The following is a 20,140-nucleotide window of genomic DNA, read 5'->3' on the forward strand; positions in this document are numbered from 1 at the left end:
GGCCATGGATGGCCAGGCCGGGCTTTCCGACCGGCATGGCGTCGCGCCATGGATGGCGGTCCAAAGCCTGTTGTGGGCCCCGGAGGTTGAACGCTGGGGTAGCTGCGAAGCCGCTGTAGGAGCTTGCCCGCAAGCGAATCTCTTGTGACCCGAAAGCCTATTCGCTTGCAGGCAAGCTCCTGCAGCGGCCTTGTGTAGATTCCTCCGTGGAAATTTCCTGCAACGATGAGGCACCCCCGATCCCAGGGTGCCGGCTCCTTCCAATCACCTCCCCCATCGATCCGGTTTGAATTCACGCCGATTTGCCCCAATACTCTTTCGCCAAATGACACCGCCGGAGAGCCTATGAACCCCCAGGGTGCCGCGATCTTCCTGATCAATGTGGCGTTCAGCATTTATATTTTCATCGTTCTGACCCGCTTTGTACTGCAGCTGGCCCGGGCCGACTTCTACAACCCGATTTCCCAGTTCGTACTGCGCGCCACCAACCCCCTGCTGGCGCCGTTGCGTCGGATCATCCCGGGTTGGCGCGGTCTGGACATTGCCTCGCTGGTGTTGGTGGTGATTCTGATCATCGCCAAGGTGTTGGTGCTTAGCGCCATCCATTACGGCTCCCTGCCTTCCGGTCTGGGGCCCCAGTTATTGATCTACACCTTGCGTGAGCTGGCGTCGCTGATCCTCAACTACGTATTCTGGATGGTGCTGATCCGGGTGATTCTGAGCTGGATCGCCCCGGATCCGTATAACCCGATGGTACGGGTGATCGTACAGATCACCGAGCCGATCATGGCGCCGGCCCGCCGCTTGCTGCCGGATATGGGAGGCCTGGATTTAAGTCCGCTGATCGTGTTGCTTGGGGTGCAGTTGCTGAAGATTCTGTTTCAGCTGCATTAGCGGGGTCGTTCCTTTTCGAGGACAATGCCCGCATTTTTAATGAAATTTGCGGATATTGGCCTCATTTTCCAGGAATTTTACCAAAGGCAGGGGGTTTTGCCGCGCTTCTCCTGGGACGCCATCCATTCCAGAATCCGTCCGCCCAGCGGCCGCTGGGTCGCTTCCGCCGCCAGTGTCACCACTTCACGCAGACCCTGGATATCGATACCGGTTTTCAGGCCGCAGCTTTCCAGCAGATAGACCAGATCCTCGGTGGCCATGTTGCCGGTGGCGCCGGGCGCGAACGGACAGCCGCCGAGACCGCCCACGGAGGCGTCGAAGCGGCGCACGCCCAGGTCCGCTGCCTCCCAGGCCATGGCCGCGGCCAGCCCGCGGGTGTCATGCAGATGGACAAAGAACTTGTCGGCCCCGTATTCACGGATCAGCGGCGTCATGATGTCCTTCATCTGTTTCGGGTTGCCGGCGCCGATGGTGTCGGCGATGGCGACCTCATCACCGCCGGCGGCGAACATGCGCCCGGTCAGCTGTTGCGGCAGGCTGACCGGCACCGGACCGTCGTAAGGGCAAGCGAAAGCGCCGGAAATGTAGGTCCGGGTGGCCACGCCGTCTTCACGGGCGGCGGCGATGATGCTCTCGCAACTGGCGGCGGCCTGCTCCAGGCTCATGTTCAGGTTGCGCTGGTTGAAGGTGTCGGTGGTGGACAGGACCAGTGCCACGGTGCGGTAACCGGCATCCCGGGCCAGCTGATAACCCTTCAGATTGGGCACCAGGGCGGTGTAGTGCAGCCCTTCGTCGGCCGGTAACCGGGGCGTCAGCGCGGCGGCGTCGGCCATCTGCGGGATCGCTTTCGGGCTGACGAAGCTGACCGGCTCAAGATAGCGGACACCGGCGTCCACCAGCAGGCGGGCCAGGCGCGCCTTGGTGTCGGTGTCCACGGTGACGGGCTGATTTTGCAGGCCATCACGCAGGCCCACTTCGTTGACTATGACGGTGTCGCTCATATTGTTCTCGTTCGTGCTCTTCCCGAAAAGGTCAGCCAGTTTGCCATGACATCCCCGCCGCGGTCATGTCAATGACCGCCGGCGGTACGCCGGTGCCAGTATCGCGTTGAGCCGGGCGCCGGGGGCGCGTAGTTTGCCGGAATGGATCCGGTACCGGGGGTGCCGGGAACGAAAGGAGAGGCCCGTATGTCCTGGATTTTCTGCTTGTTGCTGGTGTTGATGCTTATCCCCGGCGCTCTGACCCTGGTGTTCTATCTGCTTTGGTACTATGACCGGCGTGCTTTCCCCTCCCCCACGCCAGCGGATCGGGAAACAGCATTGCGTCCCCTGCCCGCTTTACTGGCGGTGGCGCGGGAGGCCATCAGTCTGACGGTGCTGGTGCTCAGCTATCCATTGCGGCTGGTCCAGGACGCGTCGCCGCAGCGCTCCCGTCAGCAAGGGCAGAAACCGATCATTCTGGTCCATGGGTACGGTGGCAACAGCACCAATTTTCTCTGGCTGCAATGGTGGTTGCGGCGCCGGGGCTGGGCCAATGTGTATTCGGTGAGTTATACCCCACCCCATATCAACGCGCGCAAGCTGGCTCAACAGGTGGCGGATCATGTAAACCGCATCCTGGTCCTGACCGGGGCGGAGAAAGCCGATCTGGTATGCCATTCCATGGGCGGCCCCCTGGCCCGCTATGCGCTCAAGAATCTGGGGTTGGCCGGTAAAGTGGATAGGGTCATCACCCTGGGCAGCCCGCATCGCGGATCGCGTATCTCGGCACTGTTCGCACCCCGTGGCGCTGCTGCTCAGATGCGTTATGACAGTCCTTTCATCAAGGAGCTGGAAGAAGGCGGAGCTTGCCCCGGCGGGGCCCGCTACCAGGTAATTTACTCCACCATGGACAACTTTATCCTGCCGGCTTCAAGTGCCTTGCTGGACGGAGCTGAACGCTCCGTGCATGTGCCCTACCTCGGCCATTGCGCCCTGCTCTACAGCCGCCGGGTGGCACGGGCTGTGGCCGAAGGGCTACAGGATGAGAGCCTGGGGTAACGTTTTCGCGGCCGGCATTGATCTTGATCACTTGCCAGGAACCTCGACCGGGGGCATGGTTAAACTGGAGCTTGTTCAGAGGGCCAAAGGGAGGAGTGACCATGACCGAGTACACCGCCAGCGTTGCCTGGCATTTGCCGCCGGGTGCGGATTTCCAGTACGAAACCTTTCCTCGTGATCATGAATGGACGTTCGCCGGTGGCGAGGTGGTTCAGGCGTCGGCATCGCCGGACTACTACGGTTGCCATAGCCGGGTGAACCCGGACGAAGCCGTGATCGCCGCCACGTCCAGTTGCCACATGCTTACTTTCCTTTCCATCGCCGCCAAGAAGAAACTGCGGGTGCTCAGTTATGTGGACCGGCCCCAGGGGGTGGTGGATAAGAATGCGGAAGGCCGTATGTCCATCACCGAGGTGGTGCTGCATCCGAAAGTGGTTTTTGAAGGTGAGGAGGTGGATGAGGCGACGCTGAGCAGCCTCCACGAAAGCGCCCACCGTAACTGCTTCGTGGCCAATTCCCTCAAAGCCTCGGTGAGTGTGAGGCCGGAAAAGTAGTAATTTTGTTGAAAAAAAGGCCGGCTGTGATGCCGGCCTTTTTCTGCTTTTCATATGCCGCCAATGGGCTTACTTCATGCCATAGGTCGCCACATCCACCTTCGAAAAGATCTCGTCCCAATACAGCTTTTCCAGTTCCTCGGGGCTGTCGACGTCTTGAACCAGATCAACCCAGCGGACCAGAACGTCGTGAAAGGAATCGAGCATTTCCTTGCCGCGTTTTACGCCGTGGTTTTTGGCGTAATAGTTGACGATGGTGTTCATATCCTGTTCCACGAACTCGCGGGTCGCCTTAACCAGAGCGGGGTCGGGGTCATGCTGTTTAATGCCTTCCTTTTCCGCTAGTTCCAAGGCTTGTGGAACCTGCTCCAGCGAGCTCCAGGGAGACAACGCGGTGGTGGAGGCTCCGGCGCGGAGTATGGCGTGGCGTTGACTTTCGGTCAGCCCTTGCCACACGTTCTTGTTGAAACCGGCGGCGCTGGCGCCGGCATAGAGCCCGCCGGGAATAGCCAGGGTCATATCGGTTACCACTTCGGCAAGACCGAGGTTGATCAATTCCACCGGGGAAGTGATGCTGCAGTCGATCACGCCCTGGCTCAGCCCCTCCAGAGTTTCGTTGATGGTCAGGGACGTCGGAGTGGCGCCAAAGTGCTTGGCCCAGCGCGACCAGTGTGAACCGGCGACACGGATTCGTTTGCCTTTCAGTTGCTTTTCATTGGTTACAGGAGAAGTGCAGAGAAGGCCGTAGCTGATACTGGTGGCATTGGCGGTATAAACCTGGTTTTGTTTCTCATACTCCTCCAGGCATTCGGGGCAGTGGAACAGAGTAAACTCCGACATGGCCCCTTCGAATGCCATGGCCGCCTTGCCTTTCAGTTTTTCCGGATCCAGCAACAGAAGTTGCATGGCGGATTCGTTGAGGAGATTGGTGTGAGGGTACATGGCCGGAAAGTACACCGTGTACATGACGCCGATATCGGCGATGCCGTCACGTACACCGTCGGAAATTTCCGCGGCGCTCAACAATGACATCGGATACACCTTCACTGACAGACTGCCGTCGGTATATTGTTTTACCGTTTCGGCGTACTTCTGCATGACCTCGTCGGCCTTTGAACCCGGCGGATAGCCCAGCGCTAGTCTCAACGTTTCCGAGGCGCTGGCCTGACCGAAACCAATCAGGAGCATTGCCAAAAGAAAAGCACGGGTGACACTTTTTGTTATCGCCATAATCAGTCACCTTTTTCTGTGTTATCGAGTTATTTCATGCCGTAGCTGGACACGTCCACTTTGGAGAAAACCTCGTTCCAGTACAGTGTTTCCAGCTCATCGAGGCTATCCACATCCTGTACCAGGCCGACCCATTTCTTGAGAAGACCGCGGAAGGTATCGAGCATTTCCTCACCACGTTCGACACCGTGATTCTTGGCGTAGTAGTCGATGATGGTGTTGAGATCCTGCTTGACGAATTCGCGGCTGGCTTCCATCAGATCTGGTGATGCTTGATGGAGTGTGGCGCCTTTTTTTTCGGTTTTTTCCAGTGCTTCTTTCTCAAGCTGCAGATAGCTCCAGGGGGTTTCAGCGGTAAAGCGGGCACCGGCCCGGAGAATGGCCTGGCGTTGTTTCTCGTCCAGTTTGCGCCAGACATCAATATTGAAACTGCCGGCGTTGGCACCAGCATAGACGCCGCCGGGCACGCTCATGGTGATATCGCTGACGGCTTCGATCAGTCCCAGATTGATCAGCTCAGGTGCTGAGGCGATGGTGCAGTCAATAACACCTTGATGCAGTGCTTCGAGTGTATCGTTGATGGTCAGCGACATGGAGGTGGCGCCGAAGTGCTCGGACCAGCGGGACCAGTGAGAGCCGGCTACCCGAAGACGTTTGCCTTTGAGTTGTTCCTGATTGGAGACCGGCTTGTTGCACAGCAATCCATAGCTGGAACTGGCGGCGTTGGCGGTATAGACCTGCTTTTGCTTTTCGTATTCTTCAAGGCATTCAGGGCAGTTGAAGAAAGTGAATTCCGTCATGGCGCCTTCGTAAGCCAAGGCGCCTTTGCCGTTCAGTTCGTCCTCGTCGAATAGCAGAAGTTGCATGGCGGATTCGTTGACCAGATTGGTATGCGGATACATGGCGGGAAAATACACGGTCAGCAAATAGCCGCCGTCGGCGATACCATCGCGAATGCCATCGGAAGTTTCCGAAGCGTTGAGAAGAGACAGCGCGAAAACACGTAGTTTCAGATCACCGCTGGAATATTTTTCCACCGCTTTGGCGTAGTTTTCAGCCGCCACGGCGGGCAGGGATCCCGGAGGATAGCCGGTGGCATAACGCAAGGTGGTGGCGTGGGCGCCGGCCATGCCGGCGAACATAACCACCAGTAGGATCGGACGTAGAACGACAAGCGAAAGACGCATGGACGACCTCCCAAAAAAGGTGAATAACCCGCGGTAAAAAGGCGGGTCTGGCCGTCCTTACCCTATCGACAAAGCCATAACCGGTTATCGTCTGTTACGACGATTTGCCGGCAGGGGCCAGCCGTCAAACAAAAGTAATGGCGTCACGCCGGTCAGGGCGATCCAGGTGGGGAAGGGCGTTGAATGTGGAAAGCCGCCATTCGGAACGGCCGACGATGATCTCGCAGAACGCGCTGTTGCGGAACTGGAAATTCAATTCGATGGCGGAACGCGGCGCGGTCTGTAAAAGGCCGGCAATGGTGGTGCCGATGACGCCGCCAGAGCTGACCGCGAGAACATTGTCTTCCCGGGACAAACCTGTGCACAACGTGCTCAATGCCTGCTGAATACGACCACCGAAATCGGCCCAGCTCTCGTGTTCTCCGACAAGGGTGCCGTCCACCCAGCCCTGGTAGGCTCCACGAAAAGTGCGCCAGTAGTCCACCGCGTCCCGTTTTTGATGGCCGGCCACATCGGCGCTGCCGGTATGGCTGGTATAAAGCGCATGACCATCGTATTCATCCAGGCCGGGATGGGTATCCAGAGGAGGCGGGTTTTCGGTGGCGGCGAGCAGGCTCTTGGCGGTGTCCTGTTGCCGCATCAACCCGCCGGCAAGGGCCCGCTTGAAGGTGACGCCCCGTTCACGGAAATACTCGCCAAGCCAGCGTGCCTGTTGGTGTCCGAGCTCGGAAAGCTGATCGTAATTGTCTTCGCCGAAGGCCGCTTGGCCGTGACGTACCAGAAACAGTTTGGCCATGAACGCTCCGTCCTGCCGATTCGGGAAACGGCAGATGATCCATGGCGGTGACGGTGCTGTCCAGACTTGCCCGGTGACAATCGGCGGAATGGACGAGGCGGGGCCGTGATGGGAAGGCGGAGGATAGGTAAAAAATGTCGCGTGGGCGGCAACCGCCAAGTCTTCAGGTTGACGCTACGTCAAGTGTTATCCTGAAGCATCACGCCTTAGAATGGAGCGCTTTCCGGCGAGCCGGTATGTCCTTTGCGGTATCCGGGTGGTTCGGGTACCCATTACGGGGGCCGGGAGGGCCCCGTTTTCAGATGGCCAGGTTACAAAACAGGTGAGTCATGCTTGACCAAAACGAAATTGAGTTATTCCGCGATAACGTCCGCAAGTTCCTCGAGAAGGAAGTCGCGCCGCACTATGATCAGTGGGAGAAAGAAGAGAAGTTTCCCCGCGAATTGTGGAACCAGTTAGGTGAAAACGGGTTCCTGTGTGTTGACGTGCCGGAGGCTTATGGCGGCTTCGGCGCCGATTTCCGGCTTTCCGCGGTGATCGTGGAAGAGGCTTCCCGTTTGGGGTTTGGCGCCCTGGCGTCCAACCTGTCCGTGCACTCCGATATCGTTGCCCCTTATATCCTGCACCTGGGCACTGAGGAGCAGAAGCAGGCCTGGTTGCCGAAGATGGTGACCGGGGAGGCGGTGGGCTCCATCGGTATGACCGAGCCCGGCGCGGGTTCCGATCTGCAAGGCATGAAAACCCGCGCGGAAAAAGACGGCGACCACTATGTGATCAATGGTCAGAAGACTTTTATCACCAATGGCCAGCACAGCGACGTTATCGTCCTGGCCACCAAAACCGATCCCAATGCCGGCGCCAAGGGCGTGACGCTGTTTACCGTGGACGCCACCACCGCGGGGTTCTCCCGTGGCCGTAATCTGGAAAAGATGGGCCATCACGCGGCGGATACCTCGGAGTTGTTTTTCCAGGACGTACGCGTTGGCGCGGACCAGATTCTTGGCGGAGAGGGCAAAGGGTTCTTTAACCTGATGAACGAGTTGCCCCGCGAGCGCCTGATTCTGGCGCTAAGCGCGGTGGCCGCTTGCGAGGGCATGCTGGAGCGGACCATTGAGTACGTTCAGGAGCGCCAGGCGTTTGGGCAATCGGTGGCCAAATTCCAGAATACCCGCTTCGTGCTTGCCAATCTGCACGCCATGGTCGAGGTCAACAAAGCCTTCACCAGCCAGTGCATCGATCAGTACGGCCGAGGTGAACTGAGCACCACCAATGCCTCCATCGCCAAACTGATGACCACGGAACTGCAGGGCAAGGTGGCGGACCAGTGTCTGCAATTGTTCGGCGGTTACGGTTACATGAAGGAATATCCGATTTCCCGGGACTACGTGGACGCTCGCATTCAGCGCATCTATGGCGGTACCAGCGAAATCATGAAGGAAATCATCGCCCGGGATATCCTCGGCCGCTGAGTGTTTCCGCGCTGACCACCGATTCCGCACGGGCCACCGGTTCCATCCTGACCACATAGCGCAGCGGCCCTCCCGCTGCGCTGGCGTCAAAGGGATAGCAGGTCACCAGCGCCAGCGCTTGCGGGTCCTCTGGGGGTTGCAGGCTGTCCCGGCGGGTGTCGGCCACTTTGGTGGCCGACACCCGGTAGCGGGTCCAGCCCCCGTCCGCTTTCTGCAAGCTCAACCGGTCGTCCTTTTCCAAGCCCTCCAGAAAGCGGAAGTGTGTGTCCCGGTGTCCGGCCACCACCCAACCGCCGCCAGTTGCCGCCATCCGGCCGGGGCCGAACGCCAGGGCCTGGCCGCTGGCGCTTTCCAGGATATACAGATCCTTGCCGTTGTTGTCGGTCAACCGTGCCACCGGCCAGGTGTCCGCCCAGGGCCAGGGGGGATGGTGACCGCCTTCGGCCAGGGTGCGCTCCCAGGCCTGGGCGATCAGCGCCTGGGCCACCCAGGCCTTGGCTTCGATCCAGCTCGCCTTGCCCGCCACCAGTATCAGCAAGCCCAGAACCAACCCCAACAGCACACGCTCGCTCCTAGCCACGGTGGCGTCTCCGGCGGAACACCAGTATCAGCAGCAGACCGGTGAGGGCAAGTACCACGGCCTGGCGCCAGAGCCGGTCCACGCCGGTGGCGGTAGCAGGCCACGCCAGACCATCGGGAAGGGTGTTGGCGATGTCCTCCCGGATCAACGGCTCGTCCAGCGGGCGGGAAGGAGTGCGCTCGATCGCCACGAAGCTGGTGTAGCGGCTCATCAACGAATGCTCCAGTGCCACGTCGGTGAGCAGCGGACGGATCACTTCTTCCGGTTCGCCCAGCGCCAGCCGGTCGTTCAGCGCCTCGATCTTGTTGCGGGCCCAAAGTCGGGCGATGCCGGGGTGTTGCCGTCCTTCGGGCAGTGGCAGGGTCTGCTCCCAGGGGGCGGGTGTGAGACCGGTCAAGGTCAGGTACTCGGGAACGCGATTCAGCTTCAGTGTCAGCAGCAGCGGTTCACTGGCGTACAGGTCCGGAATACGGTGCGGCCAGACTTCCGCCTCCACGCCCGGCGGCAGTGTCAGCTGGACATCGCGGATCACCGGGTTTTCCAGCTTCACGAACAGGTCATTCATGGCTTTCGACACTTCCTGCAAGTTGCCGATATAAGTGAAGGTGCCGCGGCCGAACTGTGCCGCCTTGCGCATGAAATGACTGTTGGGACTGGAGCCGATGCCGACGGTAAACAGACGGGCCGAGCCCAGGCGCCGGTGAATCAGGCTGAATATGCCGTCCTCATTGGTCACCGCGCCATCGGTGATGAACATGACCTGGCGCAGGTATTCGGCATCGGTGGGCATGGTCAGAGCGGTGTGCAGAGCGGGCAGCATCTCGGTGCCGCCGCTGGCTTCCAGGCCGGCGACAAAGCGGCGCGCCTGCTGCAAGTGCACCTCGTCGGCGGGGCTGGGCGCTTCGAACAGGGCGTGATGGACGCTGTTGAATTCGATCACATTGAAGCGATCGCCAGGACGCAGATGCGCCAGCGCTTCCAGCAGACTGGCGCGGGCCTGGCGAATGGAAGCGCCGCTCATGGAGCCGGAGGTATCGATAATGAACAGGGTTTCCCGGGGCAGGGCGCGGGTGGCGGAGGGCTGCGAGGGTGGGGTCAACATTACCAGCGCGTAGTGTTCGCCATTCACCGTCTCCACGAACAGGCTGCCGCGGCTTTGCCCGGCGTTGGCGATGCGCCAATGCAGCAGGAAATCCCGATCCATGGCTACCAGGCCGTCGCTGGGATGGATCCGATAAAGGCCGCGCGCGCCGTCCACGTCCAGATCGTGACTGCCGCTGTCCGGCGGCAGAATCGACTGGCCGGCATCCAGTTCCACCCGCAGGCGGGCCATATTGGGGGCGGCGCTGCTATCCGGGGAATGGAAGGGGCCGGACAGGTTCTCGCCGCCCTCGGGCTGGTAACGGGGCGTCAGCGTCATCGGCACCCGTAGCCGGAAGTCGTTGCCCTGCACATCCACGGTCTGGCTGTAGTGCAAGGTGACTTCGACGCGTTCGCCAGGAGCGATGTTGGCCACGGAAGTGGTGAACAGATTGCTGTGGCGTTGCTCCACCAGCCCGGCGCGATGGCCGTCCCTCTTGGCTTGCTGGTAGCGGCGTTTGGCTTCCTGTTTCGGCTGGATCTCACCGACGATACGGCGTTCGCCCACCGTCAGGGTCATACCGGTGACCGCCGCCTGCTCCGGCAGCGGAAACACATAACGCCCCTCGCTGAAGAGCGCGCCTTCATTTTGGAACGACTGCACCAGGGTGACCTGGGCCACCGGGCCGCTGATACGGATGTCCACGTCAGTGGAGAGCAGGGTTGCGGGCATCTCCTGGCCATCGTCATCGAACATCAGGAACACGCCGCTGCCCGGCTCCTCCGGAGTATCCCGGGGCAGGGCGTGGGCGGTGGCGGACAACAGCAGCGCGGCCAGGCAAAGCAAAGCCCGGGGCAGGGCGTTGCGGGGTGCGGCACCGGGCCGCGTGGCAAGCAGGCGAATGGTCATGTCGGTTCCCCTCGCAGGTTAGGTCGGGGACAGCATGGACAGCCTGAATGAGACTCTTATGTGGGTTTTGTGTGGAAGAGGTGGGGGGGGGGGGGCACCGCCCACTCCGTGTCAAAGTTCCCGCTTGGCCACCGCCCTCAGCACGATACGGCACTGATTCTCGCCATACTCACGAATGTCCGCCGCGGCCTTCTCGGGATCCCGCGCCAGTACGTTTTCCAGCAGCCGCTGGAAGATTCGCAAGGACACATCGAATTCGGTGGTTTCTTCTTGCAGGGCGATGAAGGAGAACCGCTTCAACAAGGGCATCAGGTCGGTGATGTCGGCCGCCAGGTAGCGGTTGTTGGCGAAACGGTCGGTGGCGATCTCGACGAAACGGAAGGCCAGCTGATGACCGCCCTGGACGTCGCCTTGATCGTAGCAGCGCTGGAAGTCCGGCAGCATGGCGGCGAGATCCTCGATCTGACCCGGTTGCCAATTGCTGGCCGCCTGGGCCGCTAGACGGGAGAGCAGCAGAAACAGGAAGTCGTAGAGATCGCGGACCTCGCTTTCGCTGACCTCGCAAACCCGCGCGCCGCGGCGCGGCTGGAGTTCGATCAAATGTTGCTTCTCCAAGAGTCTGAAGGCCTCTCGGAGTGAGTTGGTACTCACTTCAAGCTGTTTTGCCAGCTCCGCCTCCGGCAGCTTCTCCCCCGGTTTTCGCTCGCCGCGGACAATCTGCTCGGCCAGATGATCGGCGATCTGCTCGCTGAGGCTCACGGCTCTCAAGGTCATAAAGGGCTCCTTTTGATGGCAGCGATTATCGCCATTATGGGTGGATGTGTCACGAATTGAATTGTTTGACAATTGAGTTAATCGTGCTAACGTTGCCATCGAAGACTGTTACTGTCACTAGCGAGGCCGATCATGTTCGCCAAAATGTCGTCCGACACCATGTTGAAAATAAAAAAGTGGGGCTATCTCCTGTTCTGGGCTGCGGTACTGCCGCTGTTGCCGTTCAGCGTCCATGTGGGACGTGAGGCCGGCACCCAGGACTACTGGGCCTGGTTCATCTATTTCGTCGTGTTCGGCATCGTGCCGTTGCTCGACTACTTAATCGGCAAGGATCCCTCCAACCCGGATGAGAAGGTTCAGGTGCCCTCCCTGAGCGAGGAGCGCATCTACACGTTCTTTCTGTTTCTGATGGGCTTTATCTGGCTGGGCGTGTTGTTCTATGCCGGTCATGTGTTCATCAGCAATGACTACAGCTGGTTCGGCAAACTGGGCTGGATTGTGTCCATTGGCACCGTGGGTGGCATCATCGCCATTAATCTGGGCCACGAATTCGTCCACAAGGATCCCAAACTGGAGAACTGGATGGGCGGGTTGCTACTGTCCTCGGTGACCTATGCCGGCTTCAAGGTGGAGCACGTGCGCGGCCATCATGTCCATGTTTCCACCCCGCAGGATGCCTCCTCATCCCAGTACAACCAGGGGCTGTACAGTTTTCTGCCGCGCGCCATCAAGCACAACTTCCTCAATGCCTGGAAGCTGGAAAAGCAGTATCTGGAGCGTAAGGGCAAAAAGAACGTCAGCATCCATAATGAGCTGATCTGGTGGTACAGCATTTCCGCTCTGTTCGCGGTGGCTTTCGGAATTGCTTTCGGCTGGCAGGGTGTGCTGTTCTTCCTGGCACAAAGCTTCGTTGCCGCCTTGACGCTGGAGGTCATCAACTACATCGAGCACTATGGCCTGCATCGTCGGGTTCAGGAGAATGGCCGCTATGAGCGGGTAACCCCGGCGCATAGCTGGAACTCCAATTACCTCCTCACCAATCTGGCCCTGTTCCAACTGCAGCGCCACAGTGACCACCATGCCTACGCCAAGCGGCGCTATCAGGTCCTGCGCCACTATGAGGAAAGCCCGCAATTGCCAGGTGGTTACGCCGCCATGTACGTGCTGGCGCTGTTCCCGCCGCTGTGGAAAAAGGTCATGAATCCCCGCGTCGAGGCTTACTACGAAGGGGAGATGGATCAATTGTTCCGCAATGCGCGCCGCGTGAACAACATCGCATGAATACCTGCTGATGACACGGAGCCCGGCCTTGCCGGGCTCATTTCCTGGCTTCCTTCAGGACCCCGGGCCGTATCGACTGCGGTACCCGGGGTTTTTTTTGGTTCGACGCCCATGGTAACCACTCTTCGGGTTGCCACTGACGCAACCCCGAGAATGACTCCCGACGTCAGCCTGACCGGTGGCGTTCACGGATCTTCACGGTGCCTTCATCACGGCTCGTTGAAACTTGTACAGAGCGGCATTCTTGTACAGGTCAAAGAAAGCGAACGGAGCCTAACCATGAGCGCGCATCCGGGAGACACCAAGGATCGACGCATCCCCGTGGGGATCAGTGCCTGCCTGCTGGGCAGCCCGGTACGCCACGACGGTGGGCATAAGCACTCCCGTTACTGCACGGAGGTGCTGGGCCGCTACTTCCAGTTTCATTCCTTGTGTCCGGAGATGGGCGCTGGCATGAGCGCGCCTCGTCAGGCCATGCGGTTGGTGGAGATCGATGGTCAGATCCGGCTGCGCGCCACGCGCGGGGAAAAGGATTTCACCGCGCTGATGCACGGCTTTATTGACCAGGAGCTGGAACACCTCGCGCACCTCAGAGGGTTTGTATTGATGGCCAAGTCACCCAGTTGCGGCATGGAGCGAATAAGGGTCTATCGCGCCGATGGTGAGGTGGCGAGGCGGGATGCCAGCGGGCTGTTCGCGGCGGCGCTGGCGGGGCGGTTTCCGCTGATGCCGCTGGAGGAGGAAGGGCGGCTGAATGACGACGGTCTGCGTGAAAACTTCGTTGAGAGGGTGTTCGTTTATGACGACTGGTGCCGCTTGCGGGAGGGTGGGCTCACCGCGGAAGGGTTGCTGGCCTTCCATCGTCGTCACAAGTTTCAATTGCTGGCGCACTGTCAGTCCACCTACCGGCGGGTGGGCCCGCTATTGTCCGATCTCAAGCGTCAGCCTCTGCCGGTGATCGCGGAGGAATACATCACCCAGGTGATGCCGGCGCTGGCGCGGCGAGTGTCACGTGGCAGCCACGTCAATACCATGCTGCACCTGACCGGCTTTCTGCGCGAGGCGCTGAGCGCCGAGGATCGCCGCTTGATTCATCAGCAGATCGAGGCCTATCAGCGCGGTGAAGTTCCTCTGGTTGTGCCGATGACGATGCTGAGGGGCGCTCAGAGCAAAGTGGAGCAACCTTATCTGGCGACCCAGGAGTATCTGCGCCCGTATCCGGATGCCCTGGGTTTGAGGAACCGGTTATGAACACGAAAGAGAGGCTGACGATCCAGGCGGTGAGCCGGCGTTGCGGTGTGAACCCGGTGACGTTGAGGGCCTGGGAGCGGCGCTACGGATTGATCCGTCCGGCCCGGACAGAGCGGGGACATCGCCGATACAACGAAGCGGACGTGGCCCGCATCCGCTCTATTCTCGCCTGGCTCGACCGGGGGCTGCCGATCAGTCAGGTACGTGCTGTGCTGGAGCGGGGAGAGGCCCCCGGGGCGGTGACGGGGCCTTGGCACCAGGCCATGGAAGAGGCCCGGGTGGCTCTGGATGACCTCAACGTCCGCCGACTGGAACAGTTGTTCCGCCGGCTGACCGGTGACTACCCGCTGGAGCAGGTAGTGAACGGCTGGTGTGAGCCGTTGCGGTCGCATCTGCAAATGCCGGGACGTATTGCCGCCCGTGCCCTGTTTGACAGCTTTTTGCGGCAGAAATTGTCCGGCCCACTGTTGGCGGCCGCTCCCAGTCGCCGTCAACACGGCTGGCTGGTGATGGCGGTGGGGGATCCCCTGCCGGCGATGTTTCAGGCCGCTTTGTCAGAAGTGCCGGTATGGACTTTGGTGCTGCCGGTGGCGGGCGCGGAGCTCGGGGCCTGGTTGAGCCATTCCCATTTGGACGGCTTGCTCTGGGTGCTCGGGGAGCACCCCGGGAGACGACAGAGTAACCGGTTGTGGCCCGAGCGCATGCCGGATTCCGGGCTCGCGCTATGGTGCTGCGGGCCGGCTCTGACCGGGGAGTTACGCACACCGGAGTGGCTGACGCGCTGCCCGGGCGGTTTCGCCGAAGTGGCCGGGGCGATGAGCGATTGGTCGGCGACCATGGCGGCGGGGAGGGCGGACCATGCGTCTGATCTGGTTCCGTAACGATCTGCGATGTCACAGTCACACCCCCCTGCAGCGGGCATTGGCGGCTGGTGAGCCGGTGATCGCCTTGTATGTATTGTGTCCGGGCCAATGGGACCGGCACGGGGTTGCGCCGCTGCGCCGCTGGTACGTATTGGAGAGTCTGCTGGAGCTGGGACATACGCTGGCCTCGCGCGGCGTTGATCTGCATGTGATCGACGGCGGTGACTTTGAGGGCACGGTGGGGGTGGTGACGGACTTTGTTCGCCAACACAACATTACCGATGTGTTTTGCAACCGCGAGTACCCGCTGAATGAACTGAACCGGGATCGGGCCGTCGCGCGCGAACTGGAGGCGGAAGGGGTCCGTATCCATGGCTTCGACGATGGCGTTCTGGTGCCGCCAAGATCCTTGAACACGGGCAAAGGTACCCCTTACACGGTCTTCACGGCGTACAAGCGACGCTGGGATCAGTGGATGGAAGAATACGGTCCACAAGTGCCGGAGGCGCCGCGCTGGCCGAGACGGCGGGGCCGCTTTGTCGGGCATGACACGGTGGACGGGGCGCTATCGGCGCTGTCGCTCGGGCAGGCGCCGAGAGCACTCTGGCTGCCAGGAGAAGACGCCGCCGTGCGGCGGTTGAAGGTGTTCGTTGAGGAGCATATCGGCGATTACAAGAGGTTGCGTGATGTGCCCGCGGAGACGGCCACCAGTGAACTGTCGGTGGCGTTGTCCGCCGGCACCCTGGCACCGGCGGAGGCGTGGCGGGCGGCGCGAATGGCGATGCGGGATCCGGCGGCCAGGGAAGGCGCGGTGACCTGGATCGGCGAGCTGGCGTGGCGGGATTTTTACCGGCAAATTCTGCACCGGTTCCCAGCATTGGCGAAGGGGGCGCCATTCCGTCCGGAAACGCGGCTGCTGCGTTGGAATGACAATGAAGCGCATTTTGCAGCCTGGTGTAATGGGCGTACCGGCTATCCGCTGGTCGACGCGGCGATGCGGCAACTGGTGAGCACCGGGTGGATGCATAATCGCCTGCGCATGCTGACCGCCATGTTTCTGACCAAGCATCTGTTTATTGACTGGCGAAGGGGGGAGCGGTTTTTCATGCAACATCTGATTGATGGAGACTTCGCCGCCAACAACGGCGGCTGGCAATGGAGCGCGTCCACCGGCACCGACGCGGCGCCTTATTTCCGGGTCTTCAGCCCGGTGCGGCAGAGCCGGCGGTTCGATCCGGAAGGGCGTTTTATCGCCCGCTATGTCACCGAGCTGGCGGAGCTTGATAACAACGCTATCCATGAACCCTGGAAGCAGCCATTACTGACCGGGGACTATCCGCCTCCGTTGGTGCCACATGAGGGGGTCAAGCAACGTGTGGAAGCGGCGTTTCGTGCCGCGCGTGACGCTTGGAGCCAGCAGGCCGGGGAGCGTAAGGCATGAGTCAGAGTATTGCCATTGTCGGCGGCGGCATTGCCGGATTGACCGCGGCCTGGTACCTCGGTGCCCGTCATCAGGTCACGGTTTTCGAAGCGGAAGTGCAATTGGGCGGACACACTTATACCGTGGACGTGCGCCGTGACCACGGTGATTACGCAGTGGACATGGGTTTTATCGTATTCAATGACCGTACTTACCCGAATTTTGAAGCCTTGCTGACCTTGCTGGGAATAGGGCGCCAACCGACCCGCATGGGGTTCGCGGTGTCCGATTCGCACACCGGGCTGGAATATTGCGGTGATGGCCTGGGAGGGTTCTTTGCACAGCGCGCCAACCTGGCTCGCCCCCGGCACTGGAACCTGTTGCGTGACATCCTGCGCTTCAATCGGGAGGCTCCGGCGTTGCTGGCCGAGCCGGGAGGCGAACAACCACTGGGGGCGTTCTTGCGGGAACGCGGTTACAGCGACGCTTTCCGACGGCACTACATTCTACCCATGGGCGGTGCCATCTGGTCTTGCTCGCTGGCGCAAATGGAGGCTTTCCCGGTCCGCTTTTTCGTGCGTTTCTTTGAGCATCACGGCTTACTGTCATTGCGCGGTCGGCCGCAATGGTACGTTATCCCAGGCGGCTCCCGCAGCTACGTGCGAGCGTTGTGTTCAACATGTCCGGCGCAATGGGTTACCGGGCGCCCGGTGGTATCGGTACGCCGCGATGCCACAGGGGTGGACCTGAAGCTGGCGGGGGAAGAAAGATGTCGCCGCTTCGATCAGGTAATTCTTGCGTGTCACAGCGACCAGGTGTCGAGAATACTGGAGGATGCGGACCCGCTGGAGAAGACATGCCTGGATGCGTTGCGCTATCAGGCCAATGATGTGGTGCTGCATACCGATATCCGCTTGTTGCCCCGCCGGCGGCGGGCCTGGTCCAGTTGGAACGCATTGTTGGGGAAAGCGGGTGATACCGAACCGGTGCAAGTGACCTACAACATGAACCTGCTGCAAGGGCTGACTTCGCCGGAAACATTCTGTGTGACACTGAACGCGGGCGACCGGATTCGCGAGGAAGCGGTGTTGCACCGCCAGGTATTTCGCCATCCAGTGTTCACCCCGGAAGGGCTCGTCGCACGCCAGCGTCTTTTGCAGCGCAACGGCAAGCGGCGAACCTGGTTTTGCGGCGCCTGGTGCCGTAATGGCTTCCACGAGGACGGGGTGGTATCGGCTCTGGACGTGGTTGAGGGGCTTGACCGCTGCGGGGGGAATCCGTGATTCCGGATTTCGCGCTGGCTCGCGGCCACGTCTGGCACCGTCGCCCGGAGCCGGTGGCGCATGCCTTCCAGTATCCGCTATGGCTGGTGTGGTGCAATGTGGACGAACCGGATCGGCTGTTGCGGCGGCAGAAGTTGTGGGGGCGGCGCTGGCGCCCGGTGACATTCCGGGACCGGGACTTTGTCGATGGCCGGGACCGGCCGCTGGGAGAAAAAGTACGTGAACAGGCTCTGATACATGGGCTCGATTGGTCGTCGGGCCGGGTCTTCATGCTGGGGCAATGGCGCACTTTCGGCGCTGTGTTCAATCCACTGGTGCTGTATATGCACTTTCCTCCTGGCGCTGATCGCCCCGCGGCGATGCTGGCGGAGGTGAGGAATACGCCCTGGCATGAACGGTATTTTTACCCGCTGCCGTTGATCTCCGCCGCGCAAGGGCAGACCGCCTGTCACGACAAGACCTTCCATGTTTCTCCATTCTTGCCCATGGCACTGCGTTATCACTGGTGTCTTCACGCGTTGTTTCCCGATCTGCGCTTAACGTTGGAAGACCGTGATGATGATCGGGTCGTGTTTGCCGCTGGCTTGAACATGCGCATGCTCGACGCCGATGCCGGTGCCATGGCGAGGATCATTTACCGCTTTGGCGCGCAGAGTCTGAGGACCATGGCGGGCATCTACTGGCAGGCCTGGAAGTTATGGCGAAAAGGGGTGCCGTTTCACGCCCATCCCGGGCGAAGTGAGTTGAGAGAAGAGGAAAACAGCCATGATGGACGCGGATAAGGCATTGACGATGCGACATCCGACCTGGCTGCAGAGAGTGGCGCGCAAGCTGGTGCACAGGCGGCTGGCGGCTCTGCCTGCCGGTGGTCTTTCTCTTTATGAGCCGGATGGTGCTCTGGTGCGCTTCGGCAACGGCGATGCTTGCCTGCATATTTCCGACTGGGACTGCTATCGCCGGATGATGACCGGCGGTGCGCTGGGGGCAGCGGAAGCGTATATGGATGGTGGTTGGGATAGCCCCGATCTGGTGGCGGTGATGCGCTATTTCGCGGCCAACGTGAACGTCATCCGGTCACTGGAAAGCGGGACGGCACTACTGGCCAAGCCGCTGTTGAAGGCCCTGCACTTCGCCAATCGTAATTCCGTGAACGGATCGCGCCGTAACATCGCCGCCCATTACGATCTGGGCAATGCGTTTTTTTCTCTGTTTCTGGATGCACGCATGATGTACTCCAGCGCTATCTACCCCGACCCGGAGGCGGACCTGGAAACCGCCGCATTGCATAAACTGGATCTGATCTGCCGCCGCCTGCGTCTGCGCGAAGGCATGCACTTGCTGGAGATCGGTACCGGCTGGGGCGGATTGGCGATATATGCCGCTCGTCATTATGGCGTCCGGGTAACGACCACGACACTGTCCCGGGAACAGGCGTATTACGCTCGTGAGGAAATAAAAAAGGCCGGCCTGGAAAACCGCATTGAAGTGCTGGAGCGCGATTATCGGGAACTGACCGGCACTTATGATCGCGTGGTCTCCGTGGAGATGGTCGAGGCGGTGGGGCATCAATACCTGAGCGGATACTTCAGAATCCTGGATCACCTCCTCAAGCCGGACGGAATGCTGCTCCTACAGGCGATCACGGTGCCCGAGCAACGCTATGAGTACGCGCGGGATAATGTGGATTTCATAAAGCGGTACATTTTCCCCGGCGGCTTTCTACCGTCGGTCACGGTGATGTGTGACGCTTTGCGCCGCCATACTCGCCTGGTCCCGGTGGCATTGCACGATATTGGCCTGGACTACGCCCGCACCCTGGGACATTGGCGGGAGCGCTTTGTGTCCGCCTTGCCGAAGATCAGTGAGATGGGGTTCGATGAGCGCTTCTGTCGAATGTGGAACTACTATCTTTGTTACTGTCAGGGCGCCTTTTTGGAGAGAGCCATCAGCACCGTGCATCTGGTGGCTATCGGGGAGCAATATCGGGATGAGGTGAATCCCCTCAGGAGCCGACATCCATGAGCGCGGCTTTAAGTGCATCGGAGTAAGGACGTTCACCAAACCAGATGGAAAGATAGGCGCTAGCGAAGTCGTCGCCCTTTTCCCTCGCCACGGCTTCGCCGTTAAGGAGAAGAACGAGGGTGCCATCGGCATGGTAATCAAGGCTATAACGGTCGCCTTGCTGAATCGTTTGATAGGCGGCATTGAAAGCGTCTATGCGTGACGCCAGACGCTTAAAGGCGACAGCGGGAAGGTTGCGTTTGATGATCTTGCGAGCTGCTTTGGCGAAGGCATCACCGGGGATTTTCCGGTAATACGTGAAGTCAAGGCGAAGTGGCGCTGACAACGGGGATGTGGTGTTGCAATCGGGCCGATGCAGGGAAGCCCGGCCAACGGTAATGAATCGGAGTGCCTTTACCTCGGCTTGGGAGCAGACTGGCATGGTATCGAATGGCCGCGCGCCAACAGTGGCGCTGAGGATTGGGCAGAGCACGACGGCGAACATCACAGTGGACTTCCGGAAGCGTC

19 protein-coding genes are annotated in these 20,140 nt (G+C 60.5%); 11 read left to right on the forward strand and 8 right to left on the reverse strand.

The annotated features are described in order from the left end of the window. The first annotated feature begins 345 nt into the window (after window positions 1-345). Entirely contained in the window at window positions 346-894 is a 549-nt protein-coding gene (locus RYH70_RS00465; RefSeq protein WP_022997221.1) for a YggT family protein, read from the forward strand. 77 nt (window positions 895-971) lie between these two features. On the opposite strand, the gene RYH70_RS00470 is transcribed toward RYH70_RS00465, so the two are convergent. Further along, window positions 972-1,895 carry a hydroxymethylglutaryl-CoA lyase gene (locus RYH70_RS00470; RefSeq protein ID WP_317009613.1) on the reverse strand — a complete coding sequence of 308 codons (924 nt, stop codon included), beginning with the start codon at window positions 1,893-1,895 and terminating at the stop codon, window positions 972-974. Window positions 1,896-2,081: 186 nt separating this feature from the next. Here RYH70_RS00470 and RYH70_RS00475 point away from each other — a divergent pair, with 186 nt between their 5' ends. After that, window positions 2,082-2,933, forward strand: coding sequence for an esterase/lipase family protein (locus RYH70_RS00475; RefSeq protein ID WP_080530123.1), 852 nt, complete (start codon window positions 2,082-2,084; stop codon window positions 2,931-2,933). Window positions 2,934-3,034: 101 nt separating this feature from the next. Then, complete coding sequence (locus RYH70_RS00480) at window positions 3,035-3,487, forward strand: OsmC family protein (protein ID WP_022997224.1); 453 nt, start codon at window positions 3,035-3,037, stop codon at window positions 3,485-3,487. A gap of 69 nt (window positions 3,488-3,556) precedes the next feature. Here the strand turns inward: RYH70_RS00480 and RYH70_RS00485 are convergent, their stop codons facing one another. From RYH70_RS00485 to RYH70_RS00495, 3 genes are all read right to left on the reverse strand, one after another. Next, the gene (locus RYH70_RS00485; protein ID WP_026948842.1) at window positions 3,557-4,717 is read right to left on the reverse strand and encodes a C4-dicarboxylate TRAP transporter substrate-binding protein; all 1,161 of its coding nucleotides are present in this window, start codon (window positions 4,715-4,717) and stop codon (window positions 3,557-3,559) included. A 29-nt stretch (window positions 4,718-4,746) separates the two neighbouring features. Continuing rightward, window positions 4,747-5,904, reverse strand: a complete 1,158-nt coding sequence (locus RYH70_RS00490; RefSeq protein WP_233917189.1) for a C4-dicarboxylate TRAP transporter substrate-binding protein — start codon at window positions 5,902-5,904, stop codon at window positions 4,747-4,749. A 124-nt stretch (window positions 5,905-6,028) separates the two neighbouring features. Beyond that, a complete protein-coding gene (locus tag RYH70_RS00495) occupies window positions 6,029-6,700 on the reverse strand; it encodes a histidine phosphatase family protein (RefSeq protein WP_063141414.1) in 672 nt (223 codons plus the stop codon). Between the two features lie 329 nt (window positions 6,701-7,029). Between RYH70_RS00495 and RYH70_RS00500 the strand changes: the two genes are divergently transcribed. Continuing rightward, window positions 7,030-8,169, forward strand: coding sequence for an acyl-CoA dehydrogenase family protein (locus RYH70_RS00500; RefSeq protein ID WP_055100241.1), 1,140 nt, complete (start codon window positions 7,030-7,032; stop codon window positions 8,167-8,169). Here RYH70_RS00500 and RYH70_RS00505 read toward each other — a convergent pair. The 3 genes from RYH70_RS00505 to RYH70_RS00515 all read right to left on the reverse strand — a co-directional run bounded on the left by RYH70_RS00505 (window position 8,141) and on the right by RYH70_RS00515 (window position 11,513). After that, a complete protein-coding gene (locus RYH70_RS00505) occupies window positions 8,141-8,749 on the reverse strand; it encodes a class GN sortase (RefSeq protein WP_216636256.1) in 609 nt (202 codons plus the stop codon). The two genes, RYH70_RS00500 and RYH70_RS00505, sit on opposite strands and share 29 nt — an antisense overlap. After that, window positions 8,742-10,739 (reverse strand): VIT domain-containing protein, encoded by a 1,998-nt coding sequence (locus RYH70_RS00510; protein ID WP_317009614.1) that lies wholly within the window; start codon window positions 10,737-10,739, stop codon window positions 8,742-8,744. Before RYH70_RS00510 ends, RYH70_RS00505 begins: the two co-directional genes overlap by 8 nt. A gap of 111 nt (window positions 10,740-10,850) precedes the next feature. Beyond that, window positions 10,851-11,513 (reverse strand): GntR family transcriptional regulator, encoded by a 663-nt coding sequence (locus RYH70_RS00515; protein WP_022997231.1) that lies wholly within the window; start codon window positions 11,511-11,513, stop codon window positions 10,851-10,853. A gap of 132 nt (window positions 11,514-11,645) precedes the next feature. Between RYH70_RS00515 and RYH70_RS00520 the strand changes: the two genes are divergently transcribed. The 7 genes from RYH70_RS00520 to RYH70_RS00550 all read left to right on the forward strand — a co-directional run bounded on the left by RYH70_RS00520 (window position 11,646) and on the right by RYH70_RS00550 (window position 19,633). Further along, window positions 11,646-12,794 (forward strand): alkane 1-monooxygenase, encoded by a 1,149-nt coding sequence (locus RYH70_RS00520; RefSeq protein ID WP_063141420.1) that lies wholly within the window; start codon window positions 11,646-11,648, stop codon window positions 12,792-12,794. A 279-nt stretch (window positions 12,795-13,073) separates the two neighbouring features. Continuing rightward, on the forward strand, window positions 13,074-14,045 hold the full coding sequence (locus RYH70_RS00525; RefSeq protein ID WP_317009615.1) for a YbgA family protein: 972 nt from the start codon (window positions 13,074-13,076) through the stop codon (window positions 14,043-14,045). After that, window positions 14,042-14,926, forward strand: coding sequence for a MerR family transcriptional regulator (locus tag RYH70_RS00530; protein ID WP_022997234.1), 885 nt, complete (start codon window positions 14,042-14,044; stop codon window positions 14,924-14,926). Before RYH70_RS00525 ends, RYH70_RS00530 begins: the two co-directional genes overlap by 4 nt. Then, window positions 14,904-16,349 carry a cryptochrome/photolyase family protein gene (locus RYH70_RS00535; protein ID WP_026948847.1) on the forward strand — a complete coding sequence of 482 codons (1,446 nt, stop codon included), beginning with the start codon at window positions 14,904-14,906 and terminating at the stop codon, window positions 16,347-16,349. The genes RYH70_RS00530 and RYH70_RS00535 overlap by 23 nt, the downstream gene beginning before the upstream one ends. After that, the gene (locus tag RYH70_RS00540) at window positions 16,346-17,611 is read left to right on the forward strand and encodes an NAD(P)/FAD-dependent oxidoreductase (protein ID WP_317009616.1); all 1,266 of its coding nucleotides are present in this window, start codon (window positions 16,346-16,348) and stop codon (window positions 17,609-17,611) included. The genes RYH70_RS00535 and RYH70_RS00540 overlap by 4 nt, the downstream gene beginning before the upstream one ends. Beyond that, complete coding sequence (locus tag RYH70_RS00545) at window positions 17,608-18,393, forward strand: DUF1365 domain-containing protein (protein WP_022997237.1); 786 nt, start codon at window positions 17,608-17,610, stop codon at window positions 18,391-18,393. Before RYH70_RS00540 ends, RYH70_RS00545 begins: the two co-directional genes overlap by 4 nt. Then, on the forward strand, window positions 18,377-19,633 hold the full coding sequence (locus RYH70_RS00550) for an SAM-dependent methyltransferase (protein WP_051414248.1): 1,257 nt from the start codon (window positions 18,377-18,379) through the stop codon (window positions 19,631-19,633). Before RYH70_RS00545 ends, RYH70_RS00550 begins: the two co-directional genes overlap by 17 nt. Here RYH70_RS00550 and RYH70_RS00555 read toward each other — a convergent pair. After that, window positions 19,614-20,117: a chalcone isomerase family protein gene (locus RYH70_RS00555; RefSeq protein WP_317009617.1), complete on the reverse strand. Its 504-nt coding sequence runs from the start codon at window positions 20,115-20,117 to the stop codon at window positions 19,614-19,616. The two genes, RYH70_RS00550 and RYH70_RS00555, sit on opposite strands and share 20 nt — an antisense overlap. Window positions 20,118-20,140: the final 23 nt, after the last annotated feature.

The organism is Alloalcanivorax xenomutans, assembly GCF_032810065.1.
In the GTDB taxonomy this organism is placed as follows: domain Bacteria; phylum Pseudomonadota; class Gammaproteobacteria; order Pseudomonadales; family Alcanivoracaceae; genus Alloalcanivorax; species Alloalcanivorax xenomutans.

Excerpts from the sequence above, each read along its gene's own strand:
- RYH70_RS00490 (WP_233917189.1), bottom strand. The coding sequence starts at position 5,904 with ATGCGTCTTTCGCTTGTCGTTCTACGTCCGATCCTACTGGTGGTTATG.
- RYH70_RS00550 (WP_051414248.1), top strand. The coding sequence starts at position 18,377 with ATGATGGACGCGGATAAGGCATTGACGATGCGACATCCGACCTGGCTG.
- RYH70_RS00465 (WP_022997221.1), top strand. The coding sequence starts at position 346 with ATGAACCCCCAGGGTGCCGCGATCTTCCTGATCAATGTGGCGTTCAGC.
- RYH70_RS00525 (WP_317009615.1), top strand. The coding sequence starts at position 13,074 with ATGAGCGCGCATCCGGGAGACACCAAGGATCGACGCATCCCCGTGGGG.
- RYH70_RS00480 (WP_022997224.1), top strand. The coding sequence starts at position 3,035 with ATGACCGAGTACACCGCCAGCGTTGCCTGGCATTTGCCGCCGGGTGCG.
- RYH70_RS00510 (WP_317009614.1), bottom strand. The coding sequence starts at position 10,739 with ATGACCATTCGCCTGCTTGCCACGCGGCCCGGTGCCGCACCCCGCAAC.
- RYH70_RS00500 (WP_055100241.1), top strand. The coding sequence starts at position 7,030 with ATGCTTGACCAAAACGAAATTGAGTTATTCCGCGATAACGTCCGCAAG.
- RYH70_RS00535 (WP_026948847.1), top strand. The coding sequence starts at position 14,904 with ATGCGTCTGATCTGGTTCCGTAACGATCTGCGATGTCACAGTCACACC.
- RYH70_RS00540 (WP_317009616.1), top strand. The coding sequence starts at position 16,346 with ATGAGTCAGAGTATTGCCATTGTCGGCGGCGGCATTGCCGGATTGACC.
- RYH70_RS00530 (WP_022997234.1), top strand. The coding sequence starts at position 14,042 with ATGAACACGAAAGAGAGGCTGACGATCCAGGCGGTGAGCCGGCGTTGC.
- RYH70_RS00555 (WP_317009617.1), bottom strand. The coding sequence starts at position 20,117 with ATGTTCGCCGTCGTGCTCTGCCCAATCCTCAGCGCCACTGTTGGCGCG.
- RYH70_RS00470 (WP_317009613.1), bottom strand. The coding sequence starts at position 1,895 with ATGAGCGACACCGTCATAGTCAACGAAGTGGGCCTGCGTGATGGCCTG.
- RYH70_RS00485 (WP_026948842.1), bottom strand. The coding sequence starts at position 4,717 with ATGGCGATAACAAAAAGTGTCACCCGTGCTTTTCTTTTGGCAATGCTC.
- RYH70_RS00515 (WP_022997231.1), bottom strand. The coding sequence starts at position 11,513 with ATGACCTTGAGAGCCGTGAGCCTCAGCGAGCAGATCGCCGATCATCTG.
- RYH70_RS00520 (WP_063141420.1), top strand. The coding sequence starts at position 11,646 with ATGTTCGCCAAAATGTCGTCCGACACCATGTTGAAAATAAAAAAGTGG.
- RYH70_RS00495 (WP_063141414.1), bottom strand. The coding sequence starts at position 6,700 with ATGGCCAAACTGTTTCTGGTACGTCACGGCCAAGCGGCCTTCGGCGAA.
- RYH70_RS00475 (WP_080530123.1), top strand. The coding sequence starts at position 2,082 with ATGTCCTGGATTTTCTGCTTGTTGCTGGTGTTGATGCTTATCCCCGGC.